At 74.5% G+C, this 24,970-nt stretch carries 21 protein-coding genes; 8 read left to right on the forward strand and 13 right to left on the reverse strand.

From position 1 onward, the window contains the following. Positions 1-23: 23 nt before the first annotated feature. Positions 24-1,421, reverse strand: coding sequence for an FAD-dependent oxidoreductase (locus AB0O01_RS16545; protein WP_365313978.1), 1,398 nt, complete (start codon positions 1,419-1,421; stop codon positions 24-26). A 46-nt stretch (positions 1,422-1,467) separates the two neighbouring features. Next, the gene (locus AB0O01_RS16550; RefSeq protein ID WP_365313980.1) at positions 1,468-2,580 is read right to left on the reverse strand and encodes a DUF4349 domain-containing protein; all 1,113 of its coding nucleotides are present in this window, start codon (positions 2,578-2,580) and stop codon (positions 1,468-1,470) included. Positions 2,581-2,813: 233 nt separating this feature from the next. Here AB0O01_RS16550 and hemG point away from each other — a divergent pair, with 233 nt between their 5' ends. Both hemG and hemQ read left to right on the forward strand, forming a co-directional pair. Further along, a complete protein-coding gene (hemG, locus tag AB0O01_RS16555; protein WP_365313982.1) occupies positions 2,814-4,268 on the forward strand; it encodes a protoporphyrinogen oxidase in 1,455 nt (484 codons plus the stop codon). Between the two features lie 4 nt (positions 4,269-4,272). Beyond that, on the forward strand, positions 4,273-4,998 hold the full coding sequence (gene hemQ, locus AB0O01_RS16560; protein WP_365313984.1) for a hydrogen peroxide-dependent heme synthase: 726 nt from the start codon (positions 4,273-4,275) through the stop codon (positions 4,996-4,998). Between the two features lie 89 nt (positions 4,999-5,087). Here the strand turns inward: hemQ and AB0O01_RS16565 are convergent, their stop codons facing one another. The 10 genes from AB0O01_RS16565 to zapE all read right to left on the reverse strand — a co-directional run bounded on the left by AB0O01_RS16565 (position 5,088) and on the right by zapE (position 16,282). Further along, positions 5,088-6,746: an alpha/beta hydrolase gene (locus tag AB0O01_RS16565; protein WP_365313986.1), complete on the reverse strand. Its 1,659-nt coding sequence runs from the start codon at positions 6,744-6,746 to the stop codon at positions 5,088-5,090. 176 nt (positions 6,747-6,922) lie between these two features. Continuing rightward, positions 6,923-7,735, reverse strand: coding sequence for a TIGR04222 domain-containing membrane protein (locus AB0O01_RS16570; protein ID WP_365313988.1), 813 nt, complete (start codon positions 7,733-7,735; stop codon positions 6,923-6,925). A gap of 101 nt (positions 7,736-7,836) precedes the next feature. Beyond that, a complete protein-coding gene (locus AB0O01_RS16575; protein ID WP_365313990.1) occupies positions 7,837-9,177 on the reverse strand; it encodes a DUF692 domain-containing protein in 1,341 nt (446 codons plus the stop codon). A 205-nt stretch (positions 9,178-9,382) separates the two neighbouring features. After that, positions 9,383-10,093, reverse strand: coding sequence for an aminoacyl-tRNA hydrolase (locus AB0O01_RS16580; RefSeq protein WP_365313992.1), 711 nt, complete (start codon positions 10,091-10,093; stop codon positions 9,383-9,385). 29 nt (positions 10,094-10,122) lie between these two features. After that, positions 10,123-10,323 (reverse strand): hypothetical protein, encoded by a 201-nt coding sequence (locus tag AB0O01_RS16585; RefSeq protein ID WP_365313994.1) that lies wholly within the window; start codon positions 10,321-10,323, stop codon positions 10,123-10,125. A 26-nt stretch (positions 10,324-10,349) separates the two neighbouring features. Next, positions 10,350-11,213 (reverse strand): polysaccharide deacetylase family protein, encoded by an 864-nt coding sequence (locus tag AB0O01_RS16590; protein WP_365313996.1) that lies wholly within the window; start codon positions 11,211-11,213, stop codon positions 10,350-10,352. A gap of 88 nt (positions 11,214-11,301) precedes the next feature. Further along, positions 11,302-12,123, reverse strand: a complete 822-nt coding sequence (locus AB0O01_RS16595; RefSeq protein WP_365313998.1) for a slipin family protein — start codon at positions 12,121-12,123, stop codon at positions 11,302-11,304. Positions 12,124-12,412: 289 nt separating this feature from the next. Next, entirely contained in the window at positions 12,413-13,930 is a 1,518-nt protein-coding gene (locus AB0O01_RS16600) for a SulP family inorganic anion transporter (protein WP_365314000.1), read from the reverse strand. A gap of 8 nt (positions 13,931-13,938) precedes the next feature. Next, entirely contained in the window at positions 13,939-14,520 is a 582-nt protein-coding gene (locus tag AB0O01_RS16605; protein ID WP_365314002.1) for a carbonic anhydrase, read from the reverse strand. Between the two features lie 637 nt (positions 14,521-15,157). Next, on the reverse strand, positions 15,158-16,282 hold the full coding sequence (zapE, locus tag AB0O01_RS16610; protein ID WP_365314004.1) for a cell division protein ZapE: 1,125 nt from the start codon (positions 16,280-16,282) through the stop codon (positions 15,158-15,160). 37 nt (positions 16,283-16,319) lie between these two features. On the opposite strand from zapE, the gene AB0O01_RS16615 reads away from it, so the two are divergent. The 5 genes from AB0O01_RS16615 to AB0O01_RS16635 all read left to right on the forward strand — a co-directional run bounded on the left by AB0O01_RS16615 (position 16,320) and on the right by AB0O01_RS16635 (position 21,303). Then, positions 16,320-17,279: a pyrimidine reductase family protein gene (locus AB0O01_RS16615; RefSeq protein ID WP_365314006.1), complete on the forward strand. Its 960-nt coding sequence runs from the start codon at positions 16,320-16,322 to the stop codon at positions 17,277-17,279. 150 nt (positions 17,280-17,429) lie between these two features. Next, the gene (locus tag AB0O01_RS16620; RefSeq protein WP_365314008.1) at positions 17,430-17,903 is read left to right on the forward strand and encodes an indole-3-glycerol phosphate synthase; all 474 of its coding nucleotides are present in this window, start codon (positions 17,430-17,432) and stop codon (positions 17,901-17,903) included. A 190-nt stretch (positions 17,904-18,093) separates the two neighbouring features. Continuing rightward, complete coding sequence (gene murC / locus AB0O01_RS16625; protein WP_365314010.1) at positions 18,094-19,503, forward strand: UDP-N-acetylmuramate--L-alanine ligase; 1,410 nt, start codon at positions 18,094-18,096, stop codon at positions 19,501-19,503. A gap of 40 nt (positions 19,504-19,543) precedes the next feature. Continuing rightward, positions 19,544-19,948: a peptide-methionine (R)-S-oxide reductase MsrB gene (gene msrB / locus AB0O01_RS16630; protein WP_365314012.1), complete on the forward strand. Its 405-nt coding sequence runs from the start codon at positions 19,544-19,546 to the stop codon at positions 19,946-19,948. A gap of 119 nt (positions 19,949-20,067) precedes the next feature. After that, entirely contained in the window at positions 20,068-21,303 is a 1,236-nt protein-coding gene (locus AB0O01_RS16635) for a PP2C family protein-serine/threonine phosphatase (protein WP_365314014.1), read from the forward strand. A 106-nt stretch (positions 21,304-21,409) separates the two neighbouring features. On the opposite strand, the gene AB0O01_RS16640 is transcribed toward AB0O01_RS16635, so the two are convergent. Continuing rightward, a complete protein-coding gene (locus AB0O01_RS16640) occupies positions 21,410-22,444 on the reverse strand; it encodes a lysylphosphatidylglycerol synthase domain-containing protein (RefSeq protein WP_365314016.1) in 1,035 nt (344 codons plus the stop codon). Between the two features lie 390 nt (positions 22,445-22,834). Between AB0O01_RS16640 and AB0O01_RS16645 the strand changes: the two genes are divergently transcribed. Next, on the forward strand, positions 22,835-24,157 hold the full coding sequence (locus AB0O01_RS16645) for a PP2C family protein-serine/threonine phosphatase (protein WP_365314018.1): 1,323 nt from the start codon (positions 22,835-22,837) through the stop codon (positions 24,155-24,157). The last annotated feature ends 813 nt before the right edge of the window (positions 24,158-24,970 follow it).

The raw sequence follows: 24,970 nt of genomic DNA on the forward strand, positions 1-24,970 counted from the left end.
ACCCGGCACCCAACAGCCACCCCTCACCCCGCACCCCGAACCCGGCTCACCGCCTTGCGCGCAGCAACAAGCACCGGATCCCACACCGGAGAGAACGGCGGCGCGTACCCCAGATCCAGCATCGTCATCTGCTCCACACTCAGCCCGGCGGTCAACGCCACCGCCGCCACATCCACCCGCTTCCCCGCCCCCTCCCGCCCCACGATCTGCACACCCAGCAGCCGTCCCGTGCGCCGCTCGGCGAGCATCTTCACCGTCATCAGGGCCGCCCCCGGGTAGTACCCCGCCCGGCTCGTCGACTCGATCACCACCGACTCGTACCGCAGCCCCACCCGCCGCGCGTCCTTCTCCCGCAGCCCGGTCCGCGCGATCTCCAGATCGCACACCTTGCTGACCGCGGTCCCCACCACCCCCGGGAACGTGGCGTAACCCCCGCCCGCGTTCGCCCCGATGACCTGCCCGTGCTTGTTGGCGTGCGTCCCGAGCGGGATGTACCGCTGCTGCCCGGAGACCAGGTCGAGCACCTCGACACAGTCCCCGCCGGCCCAGATGTTCTCGTGCCCGCGCACCCGCAGGGCGAGGTCGGTGAGCAGCCCGCCGTGCTCGCCGAGCGGCAGCCCGGCCGCGCGGGCGAGCGAGGTCTCCGGCCGGACCCCGATCCCGAGGACCACCACATCCGCCGGGTACTCGGCGGACGCCGTCGCCACCCCGCACGCCCGCCCGTCGGCCCCGGTGAGGATCCCGGTCACCTCGGCGTCATTGACCATGGTGACGCCGAGCCCCTCCATGGCCTCGTGCACCAGCCGCCCCATGTCGGGGTCCAGGGTCGCCATCGGCTCGGCGCCCCGGTTGACGACCGTCACCTCGTACCCGCGGTTGATCATCGCCTCGGCCATCTCCACGCCGATGTACCCGGCACCGACGACCACGGCACGCCGCCCGCGGGTCGCCGCGAGGGTGTCCAGGAGGGCCTGTCCGTCGTCCAGGGTCTGCACCCCGTGGACCCCGGGCGCGTCCATCCCGGGCAGCTCGGGCCGCACCGGCCGCGCCCCGGTGGCGATGACGAGCTTGTCGTACGACGTCCAGGACTCGGCCCCGGAATCCACGTCCCGCGCGCGGACCCGCCCGCCCGCCACGTCGATCTCCGTCACCTCGGTCCGCATCCGCAGATCGATGGACCGGTCCCGGTGCTCCTGCGGGGTGCGGGCGATCAGATCGTCCCGCTCGGGCACGTCCCCGCCGACCCAGTAGGGGATCCCGCACGCCGAGTAGGAGCTGAAGTGGCCCCGTTCGAAGGCGACGATCTCCAGTTCGCCGGGGCCCCGCTGCCGCCGGGCCTGGGACGCCGCGGACATCCCCGCGGCGTCTCCGCCGATCACGACCAGTCGTTCCCGCGCGTCCCGCGCCCCGTTGCTGCTCATGCCCTCCACGCTACGGGCCCCGGCGGCGGGACTCCCGGCCGCCCCGTCAGTCCTCCTCGGTGCCCTCCGGGGTGCCCGCCCCGGGGGCCTGCCCGGCGCTGCCGTCCGCCGTCACCGGCCGGGCGTGCGGCAGCGTGCCCGTGGTCGCCGGGGCGGGCACGGGGGCGGGGGCGGGCGCGGGCTGCGCGCGGCGCGGCAGCCGGGGCCGTACGAGCCGCAGCCAGACCAGGAGCAGCACCGCCAGCGTCGCCGCGAACGGCAGGACCGCGCCCACCGCGACCAGCAGCCAGCGCAGCACCGCCACGAACGCGTCCCAGCCCCCGGACAGCGCGTCCAGGAACCCGGGGTCGTCGTCCTTGGCGTCCCGGTCGACCGGGGTCTCGGTGAGGGTGAGGGTGATGGTCGCCAGGGTGGTGCGGTCCTCCAGGGACGCCTGGCGGGCGAGCAGGGCCTCCAGGTCGGCCTGACGCCGGCTCAGTTCGCCCTCCAGGGTGACGACATCGCTGAGCCGCTCGGCCCGGTCCATCAGCTCCCGGATCCGGGTCACGCTGGCCCGCTGCGACTGGATCCGGCTCTCGACGTCCACCACCTGGTCGGTGACGTCCTCCGCCTTGGTGGACCGTTCCAGGAGCTTGCCCGAGCCGACGCCCTCCAGCTCGCCGAGGATCTTGTCGTAGGCGTCGGCGGGCACCCGTAGGGTGACATCGGTGTACTCGGCGTCGTCCTCGTCGCGCGTGGTGTGCTCCTCGCCGATGTGGCCGCCCGCTCCCTCCACCGCCGACCGGGCCTCGCGCAGCGCCCTGGGCACATCCTTGACCTGCACGGTCAGGGAGGCGGTGCGGATGATGTGGGTGGCCGGGAGGTCGGGGGCGGACTCGTCGGCCCCCTCCGCCCCGGCGCCCTCGTCGGCGCGGGCCTCCCCGGAACCGGCGTCCTCGGCGCCGGCGTCCTCGGCTCCGGGCGCCGCCCCGGCCACCGCCTTGTTGTCGCCGCCCGAGGCGGAGTCGGCCATGCTGTCCGCCGAGTCGTTCCCGCCGCATCCGGCGAGCCCGAGCGCGGCGGCGAGCAGGACGCCCGCCAGCAGCCGGACCGGGCGCCGCGCGGACGGCCGTACGGCCCGGTCCGGTCGATGGGTGTGCGGTGCTGGCAGCGTGCGCATGTGCGCCCCCCGGGGATCGTGATGAACAGATGCTCCTTCGACGCCCGAGGGGCCCGGGACGTTGGGGGCGGCCGGTCCCGATGCGGTCACGGTCGGGACTCGGACGGGGCACGGGGCGCCGGAGGGCCGGGGTAGGAGGTGCCGGAGGGGCGTGGCACGGGGCCCGGAGGGCCCGGCACGGTCTTGAGGGGTCCGTGGGCCGGAGTGTCAGTGGGGTCTGAGAGGCTGGAGCCATGACCAGCACCGCGGCCGTCCGCACCAGGCATGTCGTCGTCATCGGGGCCGGGATCGCCGGGCTCGCCGCCGCCCACCGGCTGCTCGCGCGCGGCGCCTCGGTGACGGTCCTGGAGGCGGCGGACAGAGTGGGCGGCAAGCTGCTGGCGGGCGAGATCGCCGGGGTCCGGGTCGACCTGGGCGCCGAGTCGCTGCTCGCCCGGCGCCCCGAGGCCGTCGCCCTGGCCCGCGAGGTGGGTCTCGCCGACCGGCTCCAGCCGCCCGCCACCGCGTCCGCGTCGCTGTGGACGCGGGGCGCGCTCCGGCCGATGCCCAAGGGGCATGTGATGGGCGTGCCGGGCACGGCGCAGGCGCTGTCCGGCGTGCTCTCCGAGGACGGCCTGCGGCGGATCGAGGCGGACGCCGACCTGCCGCGCACCGAGGTCGGGGAGGATGTGGCGGTGGGCGAGTTCGTGGCCCGCCGGGTCGGGCGCGAGGTCGTCGACCGGCTGGTGGAGCCGCTCCTCGGCGGGGTCTACGCGGGCGACGCCTACCAACTGTCGATGCGCTCGGCGGTGCCCCAGTTGTTCGAGGCGGCCCAGACCCACAGCTCGCTGACGGAGGCGGTCCGCGCCCTCCAGGCGAGGGCGGCGGGCGCGGCAGCGGCCGGGCCGGTCTTCATGGGCATCGAGGGCGGGGTGGGCACCCTGCCGCTCGCGGTGGCCGAGGCGGTCCGCGCGCGGGGCGGCGAGATCGTCACCGGCACGGCCGTCACGGACCTGCGGCGGGCGCCGGACGGCTGGCGGGTCGTCACCGGCGGGCGGGCGCTGCGCGCGGACGCCGTGGTGGTGGCCCTGCCCGCACCGGCCGCCGCCGCGCTGCTGCGCGCCGAGGCCCCGGCCGCCGCCGCCGACCTCGCGGCCGTCGCCTACGCGTCGATGGCGCTGATCACCCTGGCCTACCGCCGCGCGGACGTCCGGCTGCCCGGGGGCAGCGGCTTCCTGGTCCCGCCGGTCGACGGCCACACCATCAAGGCGTCGACGTTCGCCTCCCAGAAGTGGGCCTGGATCGCCGCCGAGGACCCGGACACGGTGGTGCTGCGCGCCTCGGTCGGCCGGTACGGGGAGACGGCGGTCCTGGACCGCCCCGACCCCGACCTGGTCGCCGTCGCCCGGCACGATCTGCGGGCGGCCACCGGACTGGCCGCCGAACCGGTCGCCACGGCGGTGACCCGCTGGGCGGACGGCCTGCCCCAGTACCCCGTCGGCCACCACGCGCGCGTGGCCCGGATCCGCGAGCGGATCGCCGCCCTGCCCGGCCTCGCCGTCTGCGGCGCGGTCTACGACGGGGTCGGTGTCCCGGCCTGTGTCGCGAGCGCCCACGCGGCCGTGGACCTGCTGGACGGCGGCCCGGAGGGCGTGCGCGGGCTCATGGCGGCCCCGGTGCGGAGCCTGCACGGCGGAGCGGGAGAATAGCCGCATGAGTGACGACGCCCCCACCACCGACCGGATTCCGAACAAGGGCAAGCTGGCGAAGGACCTCAACGAGGTCATCCGCTACACGCTGTGGTCCGTCTTCCGGCTGAAGGACGCCCTGCCCGAGGACCGCGCGGGGTACGCCGAAGAGGTCCAGGAGCTGTTCGACCAGCTCGCCGCCAAGGACATCACCGTCCGCGGCACCTACGACGTGTCCGGCCTGCGCGCCGACGCCGATCTGCTGATCTGGTGGCACGCCGAGACCGCCGACCAGCTCCAGGAGGCGTACAACCTCTTCCGCCGCACCCGCCTCGGCCGCGCGCTGACGCCGGTCTGGTCGAACATGGCGCTGCACCGCCCCGCCGAGTTCAACCGCTCGCACATCCCGGCCTTCCTCGCCGACGAGAACGCGCGCGACTACATCAGCGTGTACCCGTTCGTGCGCTCGTACGACTGGTATCTGCTGCCCGACGAGGACCGCCGCCGGATGCTCGCCGACCACGGCAAGATGGCCCGCGGCTACCCCGACGTCCGCGCCAACACGGTCGCCTCGTTCTCCCTCGGGGACTACGAGTGGATCCTCGCCTTCGAGGCCGACGAGCTGCACCGCATCGTCGACCTCATGCGCCATCTGCGTGCCTCCGAGGCCCGGATGCACGTCCGCGAGGAGGTCCCGTTCTACACCGGCCGCCGCAAGTCGGTCGCGGACCTGGTCGCCGGGCTGGCGTAGGCGCCACCGCGCAGGTGCCACCACGTAGATGCCACCGTGTAGGAGCGACCTCGTAGGGGTCGCTTCGCAGGCGTTGCCTCGCGCAGGCGTCACTTCGCCTTGGCGGGGGTCGGCTCGCGGTGCGGTGCGCAGGCGGCGCGCCGCACCGGAAGCCGCCCTTCCAGCAGATACGCGTCCACATATCCGTTGACACAGGCGTTCGGCCCGCCGGCCAGCCCGTGCGAGCCCGCGTCCCGCTCGGTCACCAGCACCGACCCCGTCAGCCGCCGGTGCAGCTCCACCGCCCCCTCGTAGGGCGCGGCGGCGTCCCGCTCGGCGGCCACGATCAGCGTCGGCGGCAGCTCACCGGGCCCGGTCCGGACATCGACCGGCGACTGCCGGGGCCCCTCCCAGTAGGCGCACGGCAGATTCATCCAGACGTTGTCCCAGGTCTCGAAGGGCGCCGACCGGGCCAGCCGGGTGTTGTCCCGGTCCCACACCGCGAAGTCCGTCGGCCAGGGCGCGTCGTTGCACTCCACGGCCGTGTAGACGGCGCTGGCGTTCTCCGCCTCCACCGCCGCCTCCTCGACCGGCGCCGCGATGTCGATCAGCGGCTGCGGATCGCCCTTGAGGTACGCCGACAGCGCCTCGGCGCGGTAGGGCCAGTGGTCGTCGTAGTACCCGGCCTCCAGGAACATCCCCTGGAGCTGGCCGGGGCCCACCTTCCCGCCCGCCGGTTCGGCGGCCAGTTGCGCCCGCGCCTTCTCGTAGCTCGCCTGCACCGCGTCCGCCGTCGCACCGAGGCCGTACACCGTGTCGTGCCGGGCGGCCCAGGCCCGGAAGTCGGCCCAGCGGCCCTCGAACGCGGCGGACTGGGCGAGGTTGTTGCGGTACCAGACACTCGCCGGGTCCGGATCGACCGCCGAGTCGAACACCATCCGCCGTACATGGGTGGGGAACAGCGTGGCGTACACCGCGCCGAAGTAGGTGCCGTACGACGACCCCATGAAGGTCAGCTTCTCCTCGCCCAGCGCGGCGCGGATCACATCGAGATCGCGGGCGTTGTTGAGGGAGTGGTAGTGCCGCAGGGCGCTCCCGGACCGCTCGGCGCAGCCCCGCGCATAGCTCCGCGCCTGCGCGATCCGCTCCTTCTTGTACGCCGCCGAGGGGTGGGTGGGGGCCTGGCTGGGGCCCTTGAAGAACCGGGCCGGGTCCTGGCAGGAGAGCGGCGCCGAACCGCCGACCCCGCGCGGGTCGTAGCCGACGAGGTCGTAGGCGGCGGCGATGCGCTTCCACTCGGGGAGCATGCCGATCAGCGGGAAGTAGCGGCCCGAGCCGCCGGGGCCGCCCGGGTTGTAGACGAGGGCGCCCTGCCGGGGCACCTTGTGCTTGCTGTTGCCGGGGTCGGTGCGGGTGGCCGCGACCCGGCTGACGGCCAGCTCGATCCGGGTGCCGTCGGGGTCGGCGTAGTCGAGCGGGACGGAGACCGTGCCGCACTCCATGGCGCCGGGCAGGTCCTGGGCGTCCGCGCAGGGTCCGAAGGCGACCCCGGCCGCGCGGGCCCGCTCGGCGGCGACCCGGGTGCCGGACACCTCGGCGGCACCGGGGAGTCCGGGGAGCCCTGGGGCTGCGGGAAGTCCGGGGAGCCCGGCGAGTCCGGGGGCGGTGGGGAGGACGGGGAGCCCGGGGGCTGCGGCACCGGCCGGGGCGGCGGTCAGGGCGCCGAGCAGCAGCGCCCCGACGGCCGAGGAGAGCGCGACGGCTCGCATACGAGGGATCCCTTCGGGGCATGGTGGCGACCACCTGCTGACAAAAGGGATGTTTGGTGTGAGGTGGGAGGAAGGCAAGCACCGAGGGCGCGTGGCGCGGGCCAATACGCCGATGCGCCCCCTGACAAGCCCCGACGCGCCCCCCCCGACAGGCCCGACACGCCCCCCGACAGGCTCTAGTGATCCGGCTCGCGGCCCTGACCCGACCCGGGGTCGAGGTGGCGCTCCCGGTGGGCGAACGCCGCCCGCAGATCCGGCTCGCCCACCGCGTGCACCCCGAGCACCGCCACCGAGGTCAGAAACGCCCGGTCGTCCCCGGCAGCGGAGCGGCCGGTGTGCCGGGCCAGGGCGCCGAGCCGGCGCTGCCCGGCCGGGGACGCCCAGTGCGCGTAGGGATGGACCTCGATCCGGGCCAGCACCAGACAGCTCAGGGTGAGGGTGAGCGGCAGCGCGAACCACAGCGCCACCAGCGGGCGCGGCAGTTCCGTCGGCCCCGGCATCAGCAGCGCGACCGCCCCGAGCGCGGCCACGATCACCGCCGCGCCCCGCACCTGTCGCACCCCCGCCGCGACCGTGGACCCGGTGCCGTCCGGCACCGCGAGACCGGCCCGGACGAGCCCGTCGGCGAGACCGCGCACCGGATCGGCGGCGGCCGTCGCGGTCCGCACCGGCGCTATCGGCGACTGTCCCCCGGGCCCGATCGCGCCGATCACCGTGCGCTCCATCTCGTCCCGTCCGCGCGGATCGACGACCGTGGCCCACCCGGTGCGGGCGAGCAGCAGCCGGCGCTGGCGGGCCATGGACACCAGGGTCAGTTCGGCGACCCGCGCCGGGCCGCCGGACAGGAAGGCCGCCTCGTACAGCGTCAGATCGTGCCCCCGCCCGGCGTCGGGGTCGGTGGCCGCCGCGCGGACGGCGGACAGACACAGCCGGGTGCACGCCGCACCGGCGACGGCCCAGGCCAGGAGCAGGAGAACCACCCAGAACATGCCGTGTTTCTATGCTGGCGGACTCAAGAACGCCATGCCGTGTTCACTATCCGGACAGGACGACGCCGACGGATCGGAAGGGCTCGAAAGGGACGGCCCTCTCAACGCCCCGGCAGCACCCGCCGGGTGGCCCGTGCGAGGCGCGCCCCGGGCCCCGGCGTCCGCGGCGCGGGCCCGGACCGGTCCAGCAGCCACTCCCGCAACTCCCGGGCCTCGCCCGCCCCCTCCCCCTCCCGCAGCAGATGCCGTACGAAGTCCAGCGCGTCCCGCCGGTAGCCCTCCGCCATCGGGCGGCGATGGGCGTACGCCAGGAAGGCATCCCGGTACGCGCTCCCGAGGATCTCCGGCAGTTCGGGCGCCACCTTGGCCACCACGTCCGCCCGCTTCCCGGCGAGCGCCCGCGACTGCACCCGCAGCCGGGCCCGGTCGAACCCCTCGGGCACGGGTGTCCCCGCGACCAGCGCGGACAGCAGCGCGGTCTGCGACAGCCCCACCCGCTGCCGGGCCCCGTCCGCCGCCGGGACCTCCTCGTCGATCCGCGTCCCCCAGACCGGCGCCACCGCCGCGACCCCCTTGCGCCGCCCCTGGGCGACGGCCGCCCGGATGCTCTCCACCTCCCGCTCCAGTTCCTCCTGTGCCGGGAAGTTGTCGTCCCGCTCCAGCAGCACCCCCGGCGGGGCGACCCGGGAGGCGAGGTCGGTGAGCAGATCGAGGACCGGGCGCGGCACCGGGTGGGCGTGACTGTCGTGCCAGACGCCGTCCCGCTCGAAACCGCCCGCCACATGGACGTACGCGAGCGCCTCCAGGGGCAGTTCGGCCAGCGCCTGGCCCGGATCGGCACCGCTGTTGACATGGTTGGTGTGCAGATTGGCCACATCGATCAGCAGCCGTACACCGGTCCGGTCCGCGAGGTCGTACAGGAACTGCCCCTCGGTCATCTCGTCGCCGGGCCAGGACAGCAGGGCGGCGATGTTCTCGACGGCGAGCGGTACCGGCAGCGCGTCCTGGGCGATCCGGACGTTGGCGCAGAGCACGTCCAGCGCGTCCCGGGTACGGGGCACCGGCAGCAGATGACCGGCCTCCAGCGGCGGCGACGCGGTGAGCGGCCCGCCCGCCCGGACGAACGCGATGTGCTCGGTGACCAGCGGCGCCCCCAGGGCCGCCACCCGCTCGGCCAGCGCCGCGAGCCGCCCCGCGTCGGGCCGCTCGGCCCCGCCCAGCCCCAGCGCCACCCCGTGCGGCACCACCGTCACCCCGCGCTTGCGCAGCCGCACCAGCGACTCCGGCAGATGCCCGGGACAGACGTTCTCGGCGACGACCTCCACCCAGTCGATCCCCGGCATCCGCTCCACGGCACCGGCGATCTCCGGCCGCCACCCGATCCCCGCGCCCAGGACCAGCGCCGTTCCCCGGATGGCCCGTTCCGCCTGTGCTGCCCCCATGTCCCCCTCCTCCTGCGGCATCTCACGATCCCGGTGAGTCGGGGTATGGCCCCGCCGGAGCGCCGTGAACCCCGCGGGGCGCTGGTTCAGAGCAACATTTGAGGTTCGGGACGGGCGGGCGCGGTGGGGGTGGGGCGGACGCGACCACGCCGACTTCCACGAGGCCCAGATGTTCCGGCCGCGCCCCGGCCGGTGCCCGGCGTTCTCAGCCGCCGGAGGCGCGGCGCAGGGCCGGGTGGTCCGCCACCACCGTGCAGGAACCCGGGGCGATCTCCGTGAAACCGGCGTCCCGGACCACCGGCAGACCGCTGCTCGTCAGGGTCCGCCACTCCGCCGCCTCCGCCGTGCGCACCGCCAGCGGGAAACCGGCGTCCCGCCAGGCCGCTCGCTCCGCGTCCGGCAGGTCCCACCAGGCCAGTTGGGCGCCATGGCCCGCCTGGGCCATCGCCTTGCCCGCCGACATCTCCACCTCCGGGCTCAGCCACAGCACCGGCGCCCCCCGGTCCGCGACCGGCGGCGGCTCCGGGTCGTCCAGATCCGTGCCGGAGACCTGGAGCCGGGCCAGATCCTTGGGCCAGCCGTCCAGCGGAACGGGCGGGAAGACCCGTACCTCCGCCGCCTTGCCCGGCACCGTGATGCCGGGAAGGGCCTCCGCGCGGCGCCACTCGGCACCCCGGGCCCGCCGCACCACCTTGCGGATCCGGGCGTCCTGCCAGTCCCGCATCGCCCCGGCCCACTCCCCGTCGTCCAGCGCGCGCGGGTCGGCGAGCATCACCAGCACCGCGCGGGCCGCCGTCTCCAGCGCGTCCGTGCGCGACGGCGGCGCGCCCCGCTCGATCCGCACGACCAGCGGCAGCACGAACTGCCGTGCCGTGTCACGGTCACCGGGCTCTGTCCGGAAAGGGCTCTCGCTCACGGACCGCAGGGTACGCCAGCGCCTCCCGGTCAGCCCGAGCAGGCCGTCCGCTGCGCCTCCTGCCACTCGCACACCGGGCACAGCGTGACGCCCCTGTACGCCTTCGGGTACTCGGTCGGCTCCCGGCACAGCACGCACTCCGCGAACGGCGGCCCGTCGGCCTTCGGCGGGCGGGCCGTGTCGATGAGGCAGTAGTCGCGGTCGTCGGCGCCGGTGCGGTCCTCGCTCATGCCTCCAGCGTAGGACCGTAGGACCGTCAGGAACCGGCCGGGCCGGAGCCGATCAGCTCGGACACCTTCACGAACCGGAAGCCCTTGGCGCGCAGCTCCGGCACGATCGTCCGGATCGCCTCCTCGGTCACCGGCGCCGCGCTGCGCGTGCAGTGCATGACCACCACCGACCCGGCCCGTACACCGTCCAGCACCTGCCGGGCCACCGCGTCCGCGTCCGTCGCGAAGGCGTCACCGCTCACCACGTCCCACTGCACCGCCGTCACCCCGGTGGCGCCGAGCGCCCGCAGCGCCCGCTGGTCGTAGCAGCCGCCCGGGAAACGGAAGTACGGCATCGGATCCGGCACCCCGGCCGCGCGGAACGCCGTGAACGCCCGCTCCACGTCCGCCGCCATCCGGTCCGGGGCGACGGTCGGCAGGCCGTAGCAGTCGCCGGTGAAGGCGTAGTGGCTGTAGGAGTGGTTGGCCACCTCGAACAGGGGGTCCCGGCCGATGGCGCGGGCCTGCGCCGGGTACTCCTCGGCCCAGCGTCCGGTCATGAAGACGGTCGACGGCACCTTGAGGCGGCGCAGGGTGGTGATCAGTTCCGGGTTGTCGAAGTGCTCGCCGGAGGCCGCGCGGTCGCCCTGATCGGCGGTCATGTCGGCGTCGAAGGTGAGGGCGACGGTCTTGTCGCGGGCGCGGGCGGCGCTGTGGAAGACGGGGGTCAGCCCGCCGGGGCCGGGGGCCAGGGTGGGCGGACGGGAGGGGGCGGAAGGGGTGGGGTGCGTGGGGTGTGCCTTCGGGGCGGGACCGCCGCAGGCGGCGAGGGAGGCGAGCAGGGCGGCGGCCAGGACACAGGCCGCGAGGGGGCGTCGTACGCGCGGGGCGCGTCGGGCGGGGAGGATCACCCGACGAACGTAACGTTATAAATACGACAAACTGCGCATTGTGGGGGGTGTGGGAGGTGTGGGGAGGGAGGGGTGCGGGCCGATCGGGCTAAGCGTCGGGTTCCGGGCTCTGCGGCGGGTTCTGCTGCGGGTTCCTCGGGGGTTCTGCCGGCTGCTGGGCCTTCTCCAGGAAGCGCAGGAGTTCCACCGGGAACGGCAGGACCAGCGTCGAGTTCTTCTCCGCCGCCACCGCGACCACTGTCTGGAGCAGCCGGAGCTGGAGGGCCGCCGGGGTGGCCTCCATCTGCTGGGCGGCCTCGGCGAGTTTCCTGGACGCCTGGAGTTCCGCGTCGGCGTTGATGACCCGGGCGCGGCGCTCGCGGTCGGCCTCGGCCTGGCGGGCCATGGACCGCTTCATCGTCTCCGGCAGGGAGACGTCCTTGATCTCGACCCGGTCGATCTGCACCCCCCAGCCGACGGCCGGGCTGTCGATCATCAGCTCCAGGCCCTGGTTGAGCTTCTCCCGGTTGGAGAGCAGATCGTCCAGCTCGCTCTTGCCGATGATCGACCGCAGGGAGGTCTGGGCCATCTGGGACACCGCGAACTTGTAGTCCTCGACCGTGATGAGCGCGCTCGGCGCGTCGACGACCCTGAAGTACACGACCGCGTCCACGCGCACCGTGACGTTGTCCCGGGTGATGCCCTCCTGGGCGGGGATCGGCATGGTCACGATCTGCATGTTCACCCGGTGCAGCCGGTCCACGACCGGGACGATCATCGTCAGCCCCGGCCCCCGCACCCCGCCGCGCAGCCGCCCGAGCCGCAGCACCACACCGCGTTCGTACTGCTTGACCACCCGGGCGGCCGAGGCGAGGTAGACGACCCCCACCGAACCGACGGTCGCGAGGGTCACCAGGAGTGCTTCGAGCATCTCGACCTCCTCGTACGAGCAGAGCCACCGAGATACAGAGGTCCGTTTTCGCCGTTTCTTCAACGATATGCCCGAGAGGTGGGGGAGGGGTAAGGGCGGCGGAAGCGCGCGTGTCCGGCCCGAGGGCGCTCAGGCCCCGGGCCGGACACTCCGGCACCGCCCGGACAGCGGCAGCGACACCGCCGGACAGGGGCAGCGACCCTGCCGGACGGGGCCAGGGACACCGCCGGACGGCCCAGCGGCACTGCCGGACGGGCCAGCGGCACCGCCGGACCGGGTCAGCGCGGGCTCACCGCGCAGCCGCCTTCGCCTTGGCCTTCACCTTCACCGGCTCCGTCCCCGCCGCGCTGTGCCGTTCCGCCCAGTTCTCCAGGGCGGTGCGGCAGGCGTGGTCCAGATGGTGCACCCCGGAGAGGTCCAGCTCCACCGGGCGGTCCTGGGGCAGGGCCTCCAGACTGTCGAGGATCTTCGGCAGCCGAAGGAAGGTCGCGTTGCCCGCCAGATACGCCTGGACCGGTCCGGCGCCCTTGTCGACGACCTCCAGCTTCAGGTGGGACGCCTCCCAGGCGGTCTTGACCACGGACAGCGCCAGCCCGATCAGCACCCCCTCGAACATGTTCACGGCGACGATCGACACCGCCGTGACCACCAGGATCAGGGCCTCGCCCCGGTGCTCCCGCCACAGCGAGCCGATCTGCCGGAACGGGATCAGCTTCCAGCCGGCGTGGACCAGGACACCGGCCAGGGCGGGTATCGGAATCAGGGCCAGCGCCTGCGGCAGCAGCGCCGCGAAGAGCAGCAGCCAGACGCCGTGCAGCACCCGGGACGCCTTGGTCTTCGCGCCCGCCTGGACATTGGCGGAACTGCGCACGATCACGGCGGTCATGGGCAGCGCGCCCAGCGCCCCGCACAGCGCGTTGCCCGCGCCCTGGGCCATCAGCTCCTGGTCGTAGCGGGTGCGCGGCCCGGTGTGCAGCCGGTCCACGGCCGCCGCGCTGAACAGGCTCTCGGCGGAGGCGATCAGGGTGAACGCCAGCACTGTGCCCAGCACCGCCGGGGTGGCCAGGCCGCCCAGCGCGTCCAGCCCCGGGGGCTGGACCGAGTCCAGCAAGCCGCGCACCTCGACCGTCGCCACCGGCAGATCCAGCACCAGGGTGACCAGAGTCGCGAGCAGGACGGCGGCGAGCGCGCCCGGCAGGGCCCGCGCCCTGGCCGGGACCCGCCGCCACAGCACCAGCACGGCGATCGTGCCCGCGCCGATGGCGAGCGAGGTCAGGGCGGTGGTGCTGCCCAGGGCCTCGACGACGGCCTCCGGGAGGCCGGTGAGCTTGTCGAGGCCGGAGGCCGGGGCGGGCATCCCGGCCGCCGCGTAGAGCTGCCCGGCGATGATCACCAGGCCGATCCCGGCGAGCATGCCCTCCACGACGGAGACCGAGATGGCCCGGAACCAGCGCCCCAGCTTCAGGGCGCCCATGAGGAGCTGGAGGGCGCCCGACGCGAGCACGATCGCGCCGAGCGCCGCCAGCCCGAACTCCTGGACGGCCTCGAAGACCAGCACGGTCAGACCGGCCGCGGGGCCGGACACCTGGAGGCTGCTGCCCCGCATCATGCCGGTGACGATGCCGCCGACGATGCCGGTGATCAGGCCCAGCTCGGCCGGGACACCGGAGGCGACGGCCACGCCGACGCAGAGCGGCAGCGCGACCAGGAACACGACCAGGGAGGCCGCGAAGTCCTGCTTGAGGTGGGGGTACTTGGCCGAAAGGGAGGGGGGACGGGAGGACGTGTGAGGGGTGGTCGGGGTCATCACAGGGCTCACAGGGCCTCGAAGGTGTCGGTGTCCGCGCGGTGGGTCCGCACGGCACCGGTGTGCACCTCGTAGTACCAGCCGTGCAGGGTCAGCCGGCCCTCGGCCAGCCCGCTCTCCACACACGGATAGGAGCGCAGCCGCAGCAACTGGGCCAGCACATGGTGCTGCACGGCGTCGGCGACGGTGGGGTCGGCCGGGTCGCCGGAGCGCGGTTCACCGGCGGCGTGCCCGAGCCAGTCGCGGACGGCGGGTACGGCGTCCAGGTCGTCGCCGCGCACCAGGGCGCCGACCGCGCCGCAGTGGGAGTGGCCGCACACCACCAGGTCGCGGACGCCGAGCACCTGGACCGCGTACTCGATGGTGGCCGCCTCGCCGGTGGGCCGCTCGGAGGCGTACGGCGGGACGATGTTGCCCGCGGTGCGCAGCTCGAACAGCTCGCCGGGGCGGGCGCCCGTGATCAGGGCCGGGACGACCCGGGAATCGGAGCAGGTGATGAACAGCACCTGGGGGGACTGGCCTTGGGCCAGCTCGGCGAACTCCTCAGGGCGTTGTCCGAACGTACGGGCGTTGTCGATGAGGGGCTGCATGGTCGTGTCTCCTCCTGGCGCGCGCTGTGTGGGGGGTGCGCGTCGGGCTTGCGGGACGGGGGGAGAGGGGCGTCCGCCCGCGCCCTCACGAAGGGAGGGGGAGTGCGGGAGGGTCCCTCTCGGCCGGTGGGCGGGGTTGGGTTCCGCTCAGCGGCCGGGTGGGTTCGGTGAACCCGGTCAGTTCGGTGAACTCGGTATCGGCGACCGTCTCGAACGGTCGCCGGGCCAGGCGTTGGCCTTGGTATGACACACCGTGTGCACGGTCGCGAATCTCACCGCGAACGCGGAGAGTCGGGGCGCACAGGGCGCGACGGAGCCCGGCGACTGTGCCGCACCACCCGTCTTACCTCGCACTTACGCCCCTTTACGCGCCCCATACACAGACCAACGGTTGGTCAATGGCTGGTCAAGAAACACGTTAACCCTGCGAAGTTGTTTGCAGGGTTAACTCGATGTTTCGGCTTGGAGAGAGCCTCAAAAGTGCGGGTCGGCTGGCGTGAACCCGCCCTTGATCGCGTGTCGCGGGCGGAATTCCGAACGGACGGGCGAGGGTTCAGCCCGTCGTGGTGAGGCTTCAGTCCGCAGTGGTGAGGCTTCAGCCCGTCGTGGTGAGGGTTCAGCCCGTCGTGGTGAGGGTTCAGCCCGCCGTGGTGAGGGCGCGGCCGTCACGGGCCAGCGCGGTGAGCCGGGAGATCGCCCGGAAGTACTTCTTGCGGTAACCGCCGCTGAGCATCTCGTCGTTGAACAACTGGTCGAACGGCAGCCCCGACGCCAGCACCGGCACCTCCCGGTCGTACAGCCGGTCGGCGAGGACCACTAGGCGCAGCGCCGTCGACTGGTCGGGCACCGGCCGGACATCCGTCAGGCAGACCACCGCCACGCCGTCCGTCAGCGCGCCGTAGCGGCTGGGGTGCACCCTGGCGAGATGGTCCAGCAGACCGGGGAAGGCGTCGAGGGAGGCACCCGGCGTGGCGTACGCCGTCTTGGTGACGACCTCGTCGGAGTACGGCGCCGGGGCCTCGGGCAGACCGCGGTGGCGGTAGTCCTCGCCGTCGATGCGCAGGGCGCGGAAGTGCGCCGACAGGCCCTGGATCTCGCGCAGGAAGTCGGCGGCGGCGAACCGGCCCTCGCCGAGCCTGCCGGGCAGGGTGTTGGAGGTGGCGGCGAGCGCGACGCCCGCGTCCACCAGCTTGCCCAGCAGGGTGGAGACGAGGACGGTGTCGCCCGGGTCGTCGAGTTCGAACTCGTCGATGCAGAGCAGGCGGTGGCCGGAGAGCGTCTGCACGGTCTGCTGGAAGCCCAGCGCGCCCACCAGGTTCGTCAGCTCCACGAAGGTGCCGAACGCTTTGCGGGCGGGCTCGGCCGGGGTGGCGTGCCAGAGGGAGGCCAGCAGATGGGTCTTGCCGACGCCGTAGCCGCCGTCGAGGTACACCCCGCGCGGGCCGCCGCCGTCGGCCGGTCGCCGGGCGCCCTTGGCCCGGCCGAAGCCGAGGAAGCCGCGGCGGGCGCCGGTCCCGGTCCCGGGGGGCCCGGTGAGCCCCGCCGCGAACCTCTCCAGCACCTGGACGGCCTCGGTCTGGCTGGGCTGGTCCGGGTCGGGGAGATAGGTCGCGAACCGCACCGAGTCGAAGCGGGGTGGCGGGACCATCTCGGCGACCAGTCGGTCCGCGGGGACGCGCGGCTCACGGGCGCACAGCGACAGCGGGGCCGCGTCGGCTATCGGACCGGGGCCGGGGGAGGGTGCGGCGGGGGAGGACGACACGGTTCACCATGGTAGGCGGCGTGGAACACTGCTCGGCATGCGACGCCTGTTCCCTGTGACCGACCAGACACCGACCGCCGCGCGGGGCGGCGCCCCCGGGGAGGGGGCGGACGGGGGGACCGGCGAGTGGAGCCTCGACGCCCTCGCCGACGCGTATGCCTATCCGGAGCACCCGGAGCACCCGGAGCACCCGGAGCACCCGGAGCACCTGGAGCACCTGGAGCGCCTGGAGCACCCGGAGCACCTGGAGGGCTTGGAGGGCTCCGAGCACCCGGAGGGCCTCGCGGGCCCTGCCCGCCCGGAGGGCCTCGCGTACCCGAAGGACCCGGAACCCCCCGTCTGGCTGCGGGCCAACATGGTGTCCACCCTCGACGGTGCCGCCCACCACGGGGGCCGCTCCCAGCCGATCTCCCACCCCGCCGACATGCGGATCTTCGGCACCCTGCGGGCCCTGGCGGATGCCGTGGTCGTCGGCGCAGAAACGGTACGCCAGGAGCAGTACCGCCCGGCCCGCGCGCGGGTGGAGTTCGCGGCCCGGCGGGCCGCCGCCGGACAGGCGCCGGTGCCCGCCATCGCCGTGGTCTCGGCCGGTCTCGACCTGGACTTCTCGCTGCCGCTGTTCACCGCGCCGCTGGTGCCCACCCTGGTGCTCACCGGGTCCGCCGCCCCGGCGGAGCGGATCGCGGCGGCGGAGCGGGCGGGCGCCCTGGTGGTGATCGCCGGGGACGGGGCCGGGGTGGAGCCCGCGCGGGCCGTGGCGGCGCTGGCCGAGCGGGGGTACCGGCGGCTGCTGACCGAGGGCGGACCCCGGCTGCTGGGGCAGTTCGTGGCCGCCGGGGTGCTGGACGAGCTGTGCCTCACCGTGGCGCCGCTGCTCACCGCGGGGGACGCGCAGCGGATCGCCGGCGGGCCCGGGGTGGCCGTACCGGCCCGTTTCGAACTGGTGTCCCTGCTGGAGGAGGCCGGGTTTTTGTTCGGGCGCTACCGTCGGCCGTAAATCAGCGGAATCTGCCGTTCCGTTTACCTTCCGGTGGGCACACTAGACAGGCAGTACCCGTGCGATCACGGGGCAGGATGGTTTCCGCAGGGCCCGGAGCGGCCCAGGCGGGACGGAGGGCTTCGAGCCCTCGAACAGAAGGGGCGTCTGGTGTTCACAAGCGTTTTGATGATCGAGAAGGCCCTGACGTCCGCCGACGTGGAGTTCGTCACGACCCTGCACGGGGACGAGTCGGTCGCCTTCCACGTCCTCCTCCAGCCGCGGGGTGATCAGGCGGACCGGCTGCTGCGGGCCATCGACGACCTCGCGCTCGGCGAACTCGACGAGGCGGCGCGGGAGCGGGAGACCCCGGAGGGGGCGCGGGCGCGGGGCGAGGGGCAGCAGGCGCTGGATGTCTCCCTCCAGGCGCTGCGGGCCTCGGGGAGCGGGGCGCAGGGGCGGCTGATCGAGAACCATCCGCTGGACGAGCTGAAGCGGCTGGTGGAGGAGATCGGGGCGGACGAGGTGATCGTGCTGACCGATCCGCACTATGTGGAGGAGTTCTTCCACCGGGACTGGGCGTCGCGGGCGCGGCACAAGGTGGGGGTGCCGGTGCTGAAGCTGTTCTCGCACAGCAAGGCGTAGGGGTGGGGGTGGGGGTGGCGGATGTGGGGGTGTTTGCGGTTGTCCGGTCGGGTGCGGGTGGTATGTGGTGGGTCGCGCGGTTCCCCGCGCCCCTGAGGGCGTTGGGGGCGCCCCCGCTGGAATAGGCTGAGGGCGCTTTCCGCATCCGTAACCGCATGTAACCGCACGTAACTGCACGAGGAGTACACGCATGGCACCCGGTATCCCGCAGGCCATGGAGCGACCGCACTTCATCGGGATCGGCGGGGCCGGGATGTCCGGGATCGCGAAGATCCTCGCGCAGCGCGGGGCCGCCGTCGCCGGGAGCGATGCCAAGGAGTCGGCGACCGCCGAGGCGCTGCGCGGGCTCGGGGCCGTGGTGCACATCGGGCACGCGGCCGGGCATCTCGCGGACGACGCCAGCAGCGTCGTCGTGTCGTCGGCGATCCGGGCCGACAACCCGGAGCTGGTGCGCGCCGCCCACCTGGGCATCCCCGTGGTGCACCGGTCGGACGCGCTGGCCGCGCTGATGACCGGGCTGCGCCCGATCGCGGTCGCCGGGACCCATGGCAAGACCACCACCACCTCGATGCTGGCCGTGTCCCTGACCGAGCTGGGGCTGGAGCCGTCGTACGCGATCGGCGGGGATCTGGACGCGCCCGGCTCGAACGCGCTGCACGGCGCCGGTGAGATCTTCGTGGCCGAGGCGGACGAGAGCGACCGCAGCTTCCACAAGTACGCCCCCGAGGTCGCCATCGTCCTCAATGTCGAGCTGGACCACCACGCGAACTACGCCTCGATGGAGGAGATCCACGACTCCTTCGTCACCTTCGCCGACCGGATCACCGACGGCGGCACCCTGGTGATCGCGGCCGACCAGGAGGGCGCCCGGGAGCTGACCCGCCGGGTCGCCGGGCGGGATCTGCGGGTGGTGACGTACGGGGAGTCCGCGGACGCCGCCGTGCGGATCACCTCGATCGTGGCGCAGGGGCTGAAGAGCGAGGTCACGGTGGTGATCGACGGGGCCGAGCTGACCTTCGCCGTCTCCGTGCCCGGCCGTCACTACGCGCACAACGCCGTCGCCGCCCTGGCCGCGGGCGTGGCCCTCGGGGTGCCCGCCGGGGAACTGGCGCAGGCGCTGGGCGCGTACACCGGGGTCAAGCGGCGTCTCCAGCTCAAGGGCGAGGCGGCGGGCGTCCAGGTGATCGACTCCTACGCCCATCACCCCACCGAGATGACCGCCGATCTGGAGGCCATGCGGGCGGCGGCCGGGGACGGCCGGATCCTGGTCCTCTTCCAGCCGCATCTGTTCTCCCGCACCCAGGAACTCGGCAAGGAGATGGGCGACGCCCTCGCCCTCGCCGACGCCTCCGTCGTCCTGGACATCTACCCGGCCCGCGAGGACCCGGTCCCCGGCGTCACCAGCGAGCTGATCATCGAGGCCGCCCGCGCGGCCGGTGCCGATGTCACCGCCGTGCACGACAAGGGCGAGGCCCCGGCCGTGATCGCGGGAATGGCGAAGCCGGGGGATCTCGTTCTCACCATGGGCGCGGGCGATGTCACCGACCTGGGCCCGATCGTGCTGGACCGCCTGTCGCACCAGCCGAGGCGGTCGAGGTAATCGAGGCAGTCGAGGTAGTCGAGGTAAGGGGCTGAAGGTCATGTCGTACGACGTCGAGAAGCCGGACGAGGAGTGGCGCGCGGAGCTGAGCCCGGCGGAGTACGCGGTGCTGCGCCAGGCCGGTACCGAGCCCGCGTTCACCGGGGAGTACACCGACACCAAGACCAAGGGCGTCTATTCCTGTCGCGCCTGCGGGGCCGAGCTGTTCACCTCCGCCACCAAGTTCGAGTCGCACTGCGGCTGGCCGAGCTTCTTCGATCCGAAGGACACGGACGCCGTGGAGCTGATCGAGGACCGCTCGCACGGGATGGTGCGCACCGAGGTGCGCTGTGCGCGCTGCGGCTCGCATCTCGGGCATGTGTTCGAGGGTGAGGGGTATCCGACCCCGACGGATCAGCGGTACTGCATCAACAGCATCTCGCTGCGGCTGACGCCGGAGGGCTGACGGTGGCGGGGTGATGGCCGAGGGGTGACGGCGGGGGCAGGAGGGCCGGGGCCGTCGGCCGCCTCGTGGTAACCCCCTCGTTACCCGCGTCCGCGCGCCCTGCTCCTACAGTGGGGCGCGTGGCGCGATCGTTCGAATCGTTGCAAGGGCCGGCCACGGTGGAGCCGACCGGTCCCGGTGCGTCCCCGGACGGCGGCGCACCGCCCCCGCTCAGCCTGCTGCGCCCGGTCGTGGCGCGGATCGGCACCACTCTGGACGAGGCGACCACCCGCGCCGAACTGGCCCGGGAGGCCGCCGCGCAGTTGGGCGCCGCCGCCGGAGTGCTGCCCCCGCACGAGGACTCCGGGCCCGCGTACACGGCCGTCGGCGGCAACCCCGACCTGCTCCCCGGGCCCGGCGCCGTCCTCCCGGCCGCCCGGAGCGCCCCCGACGGGACCCTGACCCTCGCCACCGCCTCCGGGCCCGTACTCGTCGTACCGCTCACCGCGCAGGGACACGGCTACGGATTCCTGGTCTGCGCCCGCGCGGCCGGGGAAGGGGCGGCCTTCGGCCGTGCCGACACCGAGGTGGCCGCCCTCCTCGCCGAGCGGGCCGCCGCGACCATCCGGCACGCGCGCGAGTACGACGCCGTCGGCGCCGTCGCCGGCCGGCTCCAGCGCGCGCTGCTCGCCGCGCCCGGCCGCCCCCACCCCAATCTGGAGGTCGCCCTGCGCTATCTGCCGGTGGGGCGGCGCGCCCTGGTGGGCGGCGACTGGTGCGAGACGGTACGGCTGCACTTCGGGCGGACGCTGCTGGTCGTCGGCGATGTCATGGGGCACGGTCCGGACGCGGCCGTGGACATGGCGGCGTACCGCTCCTCGCTGCGCTACATCGCCTCCGCCGATCTCCCGCCGCACCGGGTGCTGCGCCAGCTCGACGCCCTCGCCGCGCGCGAGCCGGACCGGCGTCCGGCGACCTGTCTGATCGCCCGGACGGACCCGGTGCGGGGGCTGGTGAGCCTGGCCTCCGCCGGGCATCCGCCCCCGGCCGTGATCGGCGCCGACGGCCGGGTCGCCCTGCTGGACGTACCGGTCGGCCCCCCGCTCGGCACCGGCCACGGCGGCTACGGACCCGCCACCCACCGGCTGGCGCCCGGCCAGACGCTGCTGCTGTTCACCGACGGGCTGGTCGAGCGCCGGGACGAGGACATCGACCGCTCCCTGGCCCGGCTCACCGGGCTGCGCTTCCCGCCCGGCACGGGCGTGGAGGACATGCTCGACACGGTCCTCGCCCGCCTCGACGCCCGGGACGCGGAGGACGACGTGGCGGTGCTGGCGGCGCGGCTGGGGGCGAGGACGGGCGGGGCGGGGTTCTGAGGATCCCCGGTGCGGGGTGCGCCGGTACGGGGCGCGGTGTTGGTACGGGGGGCACGGTGTCGGTACGGGGCCCGGTGTCCGTACAGGGCGTAGTGCCGGTACCGGCTCACAGCGCCTTTCGCTGGACCAGGGCCGACAGCACCAGTGCCCCCGGCAGCAGCGGGATCCAGACCGTCAGGACGCGGTAGCCGATGATCGTGGCGGTGGCGAGGCCGACCGGGGCGCCGAACGCGGTCATGGTGAACACCATCGCCGCGTCCAGCGGGCCGATCCCGCCCGGCGCGGGCACCGCGCCCACCGCCGTACTCGCGATCAGCAGCGCGAACACCACCTGCGCCCAGGACAGCGGCAGCCCCAGCGCGAAGCCGACCGCGGCGATCACACTGCCCTGGAGCAGCGGGGTGGCGGCGGCGCCCAGCCACAGCGGCAGATAGCGGCTCGGCCGGGTGTGCAGCACCCGCGCGTCGGTCAGGGCGGTGCCCAGGAAGCCGGTCACCGGGCGGCGCAGCGACGGGACGGCCGCGAGAAGGACGACGGTCGCGGCGAGCGCCGCCGCGATCCCACCGGCTATCAGCACCACGGTCGAGGTGTCGGGCAGCAGATCGCCGAAGTGCAGCATGTCGGGGAAGGCGATCAGGAAGACCAGCAGCACCGCGGTCTTGGCGACCGGCTTGACCAGCGAGTACAGCGCCAGGGACGCGGTGCCCCGGGCCAGCGGGATGCCCTGGCGCTGGAGGAAGCGCAGGGTGACGGCGTGCGCGCCGATGCTCGCCGGGAGGACGTGGTTGGCGGCGCCCGCGGCGAACTGCGAGGCCAGCAGCAGTCCCGGCGGCAGCCGTTCGGGCACCGCGCCCTGCCGGACGCAGGCGGCGGCCACCCAGCCCAGGGCGGTGAGGACACCGGCGATCAGCAGCCAGGCGGGGTCGGCGGAGGCCAGCCGGGCGACGCCGTCGTACAGGGACCGCCGGTCGACCACCGCCCAGCCGGCGATCAGCAGCAGCGGCAGCAGACTGATCGTGAGCCGGACGGCTCGGGCGGCGGCGGGGGAGCGCGGGCCGGTGGGAGCGGGCGGCCCGAGGGGGGCCGGGTCCACGGCGGGGGCGGCGGGCTGGGGGAGCCCGTCGAGCGGCATCAGCGTCACGGCGTACGTCGTCCTTCCGCATCGCGCCCGGCAGTGAGGGGGGCGGGCGGATGCAAGGCGAGCGGGGCGGCGGGGGACGGGGGCGGCCCGGTGGGGGCCGGGATGGGGAGCGGGGCCGGGGACCCCAGGGAAAGGTCCCCGCTCGGTGTGACGGACGGGTGTCCAGGAGCCGACGAAGCGCGGGCGGACGGGCGGACACGGCGCCGGGTGGCCCCGAGTGCCGGGCCGGCGTGTGCCGTGCGTGGTGGTGCCGTGCATGGTGCTGCCGTGCGTGTCCGCCATGGACGTCTTCCCCGCGGGCACGCCGTGCCACACCACACCCGATGGCCCATTGGTGCGGGTCTGCCGGGATTCTGTGCGTTCCGCGAAGTGATTTGCCACCCTTTAGGTGTGTGCGGTGTATCACGCTGGCTGCGGTCGGTCCGAAGGCCCCCGTCCGCCCGGCGGTGCGCGGGAGGCGGGGGGCCGCCGCCGGGTGCCGTCGGGGCCGGGCGGCTCGCCGTGCTGCGGGTGGTCATGGCCGGGATCGGGACGACCCTGGACGAGATCACCACCTGCGAGGAACTGACCAGCGGCGCCGCCGCGCACCTCGGCTGCACGGCCGCGGTCCTGCGGATCCCGGGGGAGAACGGCACCGGCACCGGGTACGAGGCGGTCAGCGGCGACGCGTCCGTGCTGCCCGACACCCGCTGGGCCGCCGCGACGGCCGCGCGCGGCACCGGGACCGGGGCCGGGGCCGGGAGTGACGGGGGTGGCGGGGGTGGCGGGCACCGGGCGTTCTGGGCGTTCTGGGCGGGCGCCCGGCCCGCGCTCAGCCTGCCGCTGGCCTCCGGCGGGCAGCACTTCGGCGTCCTGGTCTGCGCCCGCACCGGGCTGCCGTTCATCCGGCACGAGGCCGAGGCCCTCGCCCTGCTCGCCGAACGCGCCGCCTCCCATATCCGGCACGCCCGCGAACACCACCGGGTCAGCCATGTCGTCGCCGACCTCCAGCGCGCGCTGCTCGCCGAGCCGGGCCGCCCGCACCCCAACCTCGATGTCGCCATCCGCCATCTCCCGGCCGGGAAACGCGCCCTGGTGGGCGGCGACTGGTGCGAGACGGTACGGCTGCACTTCGGGCGGACGCTGCTGGTCGTCGGGGATGTGATGGGGCACGGGGTGGAGGCCGCCGTCGACATGACCGCCTACCGGCAGTCCCTGCGGGTCATCGCCGCCGCCGACCTGCCCCCGCACCGGGTGCTGCGCCAGCTCGACGACATCGCCGCCGGTGAGCCCGACCGGCGTCCGGCCACCTGTCTGATCGCCCGGGTCGATCCGGTCCGCGAGCAGATCACGCTGGCCAGCGCCGGGCATCTGCCGCCCGCCGTGATCGGCGGCGACGGCCGCACCACCCTGCTGGACGTGCCGGTCGGCCCGCCGCTGGGCACGGGACTCGGCGGCTACGAGGCGGTCACCCACCCGCTGGACCCGGCCCGCACCCTGCTCCTGTTCACCGACGGGCTGGTCGAGCACCGGGGCGAGGACATCGACCACTCCCTGAACCGCCTGGCCGCCGTCCGCTTCACCGGCACCGAGGGCGTGGAGTCGGTCCTCGACACCGTCCTGTCCCGCCTGGACGCGGCCCACGCCGAGGACGACGTGGCCGTCCTGGCGGCGAGCCCGCACGGGCGCCGGGAGGAACGGGGACCGCTCCGCGCCGCCCATGGGTCAGCGTGAGGTCGATCCGGAGGGCTGGGGGAGCCTCCGGCCGCCGCTCGGCCCCGACGGGACCCCGGGTGCCCCGGGGGAGGGCGCCATGCCGGGCGTCCCGGGGGCGGGCGCCACGCCGGGTGTCCCGGGGGCGGGCGCCGCACGGGGCGTCCCGAGGGCGGGCGCCGCACCGGATACCCCTGGCGGGGAACCCGCGGCACTCTCCGCCGAGCCCTCCGCAGATGGCGCCGGCGCCCCGTGTGAGCCCGGACCACCCTGGGCGCCGGGCACGCCCCGAGCGCGTGGTGCGCCCGGTGCGACCGACACGCCCCGAGCGCCCGGCGCGTCCGGTGCGACTGACACGCCCTGGGCACCGGGCGCGCCGGGTCCGCGTGGACCGTCGGCAGTCACGGGCGTGCCCGGACCACTTGGGGCGCCCACAGCCCTCGCGCCACTCGGCGTGCCCGCAGTGCCTGTGTCACTCGGCGTGCCCGTAGCGCCCGGTGTGCCCTGGGTACCTGGCCCGCGCGCATCACCGGCAGTGACGGGCGTGCTCGGACCACTTGGGGTGCCCGATGCGCCCGCGCTACCCGGCGTGCCCGGAATGTCCTGGGCACCCGGCCCGCGCCCACCACCAGCAGTCACGGGCGTGCCCGGACCACCTGGCGTGCCCGCAGTGCCTGTGTCACTCGGGGTGCCCTGGGCACCCGGCCCGCGCGGACCCCCGGCGGTCACGGGCGTGCCCGAACTGCCCGGCGCCCCGAAGCGCCCGTGTCACTCGGCGTGCCCGAAGCGCCCGGTGTGCCCTGGGCACCCGGCCCGCGCCCACCACCGGCAGTC

This window comes from Streptomyces sp. NPDC093252, assembly GCF_040683675.1.
Lineage (GTDB): Bacteria > Actinomycetota > Actinomycetes > Streptomycetales > Streptomycetaceae > Streptomyces.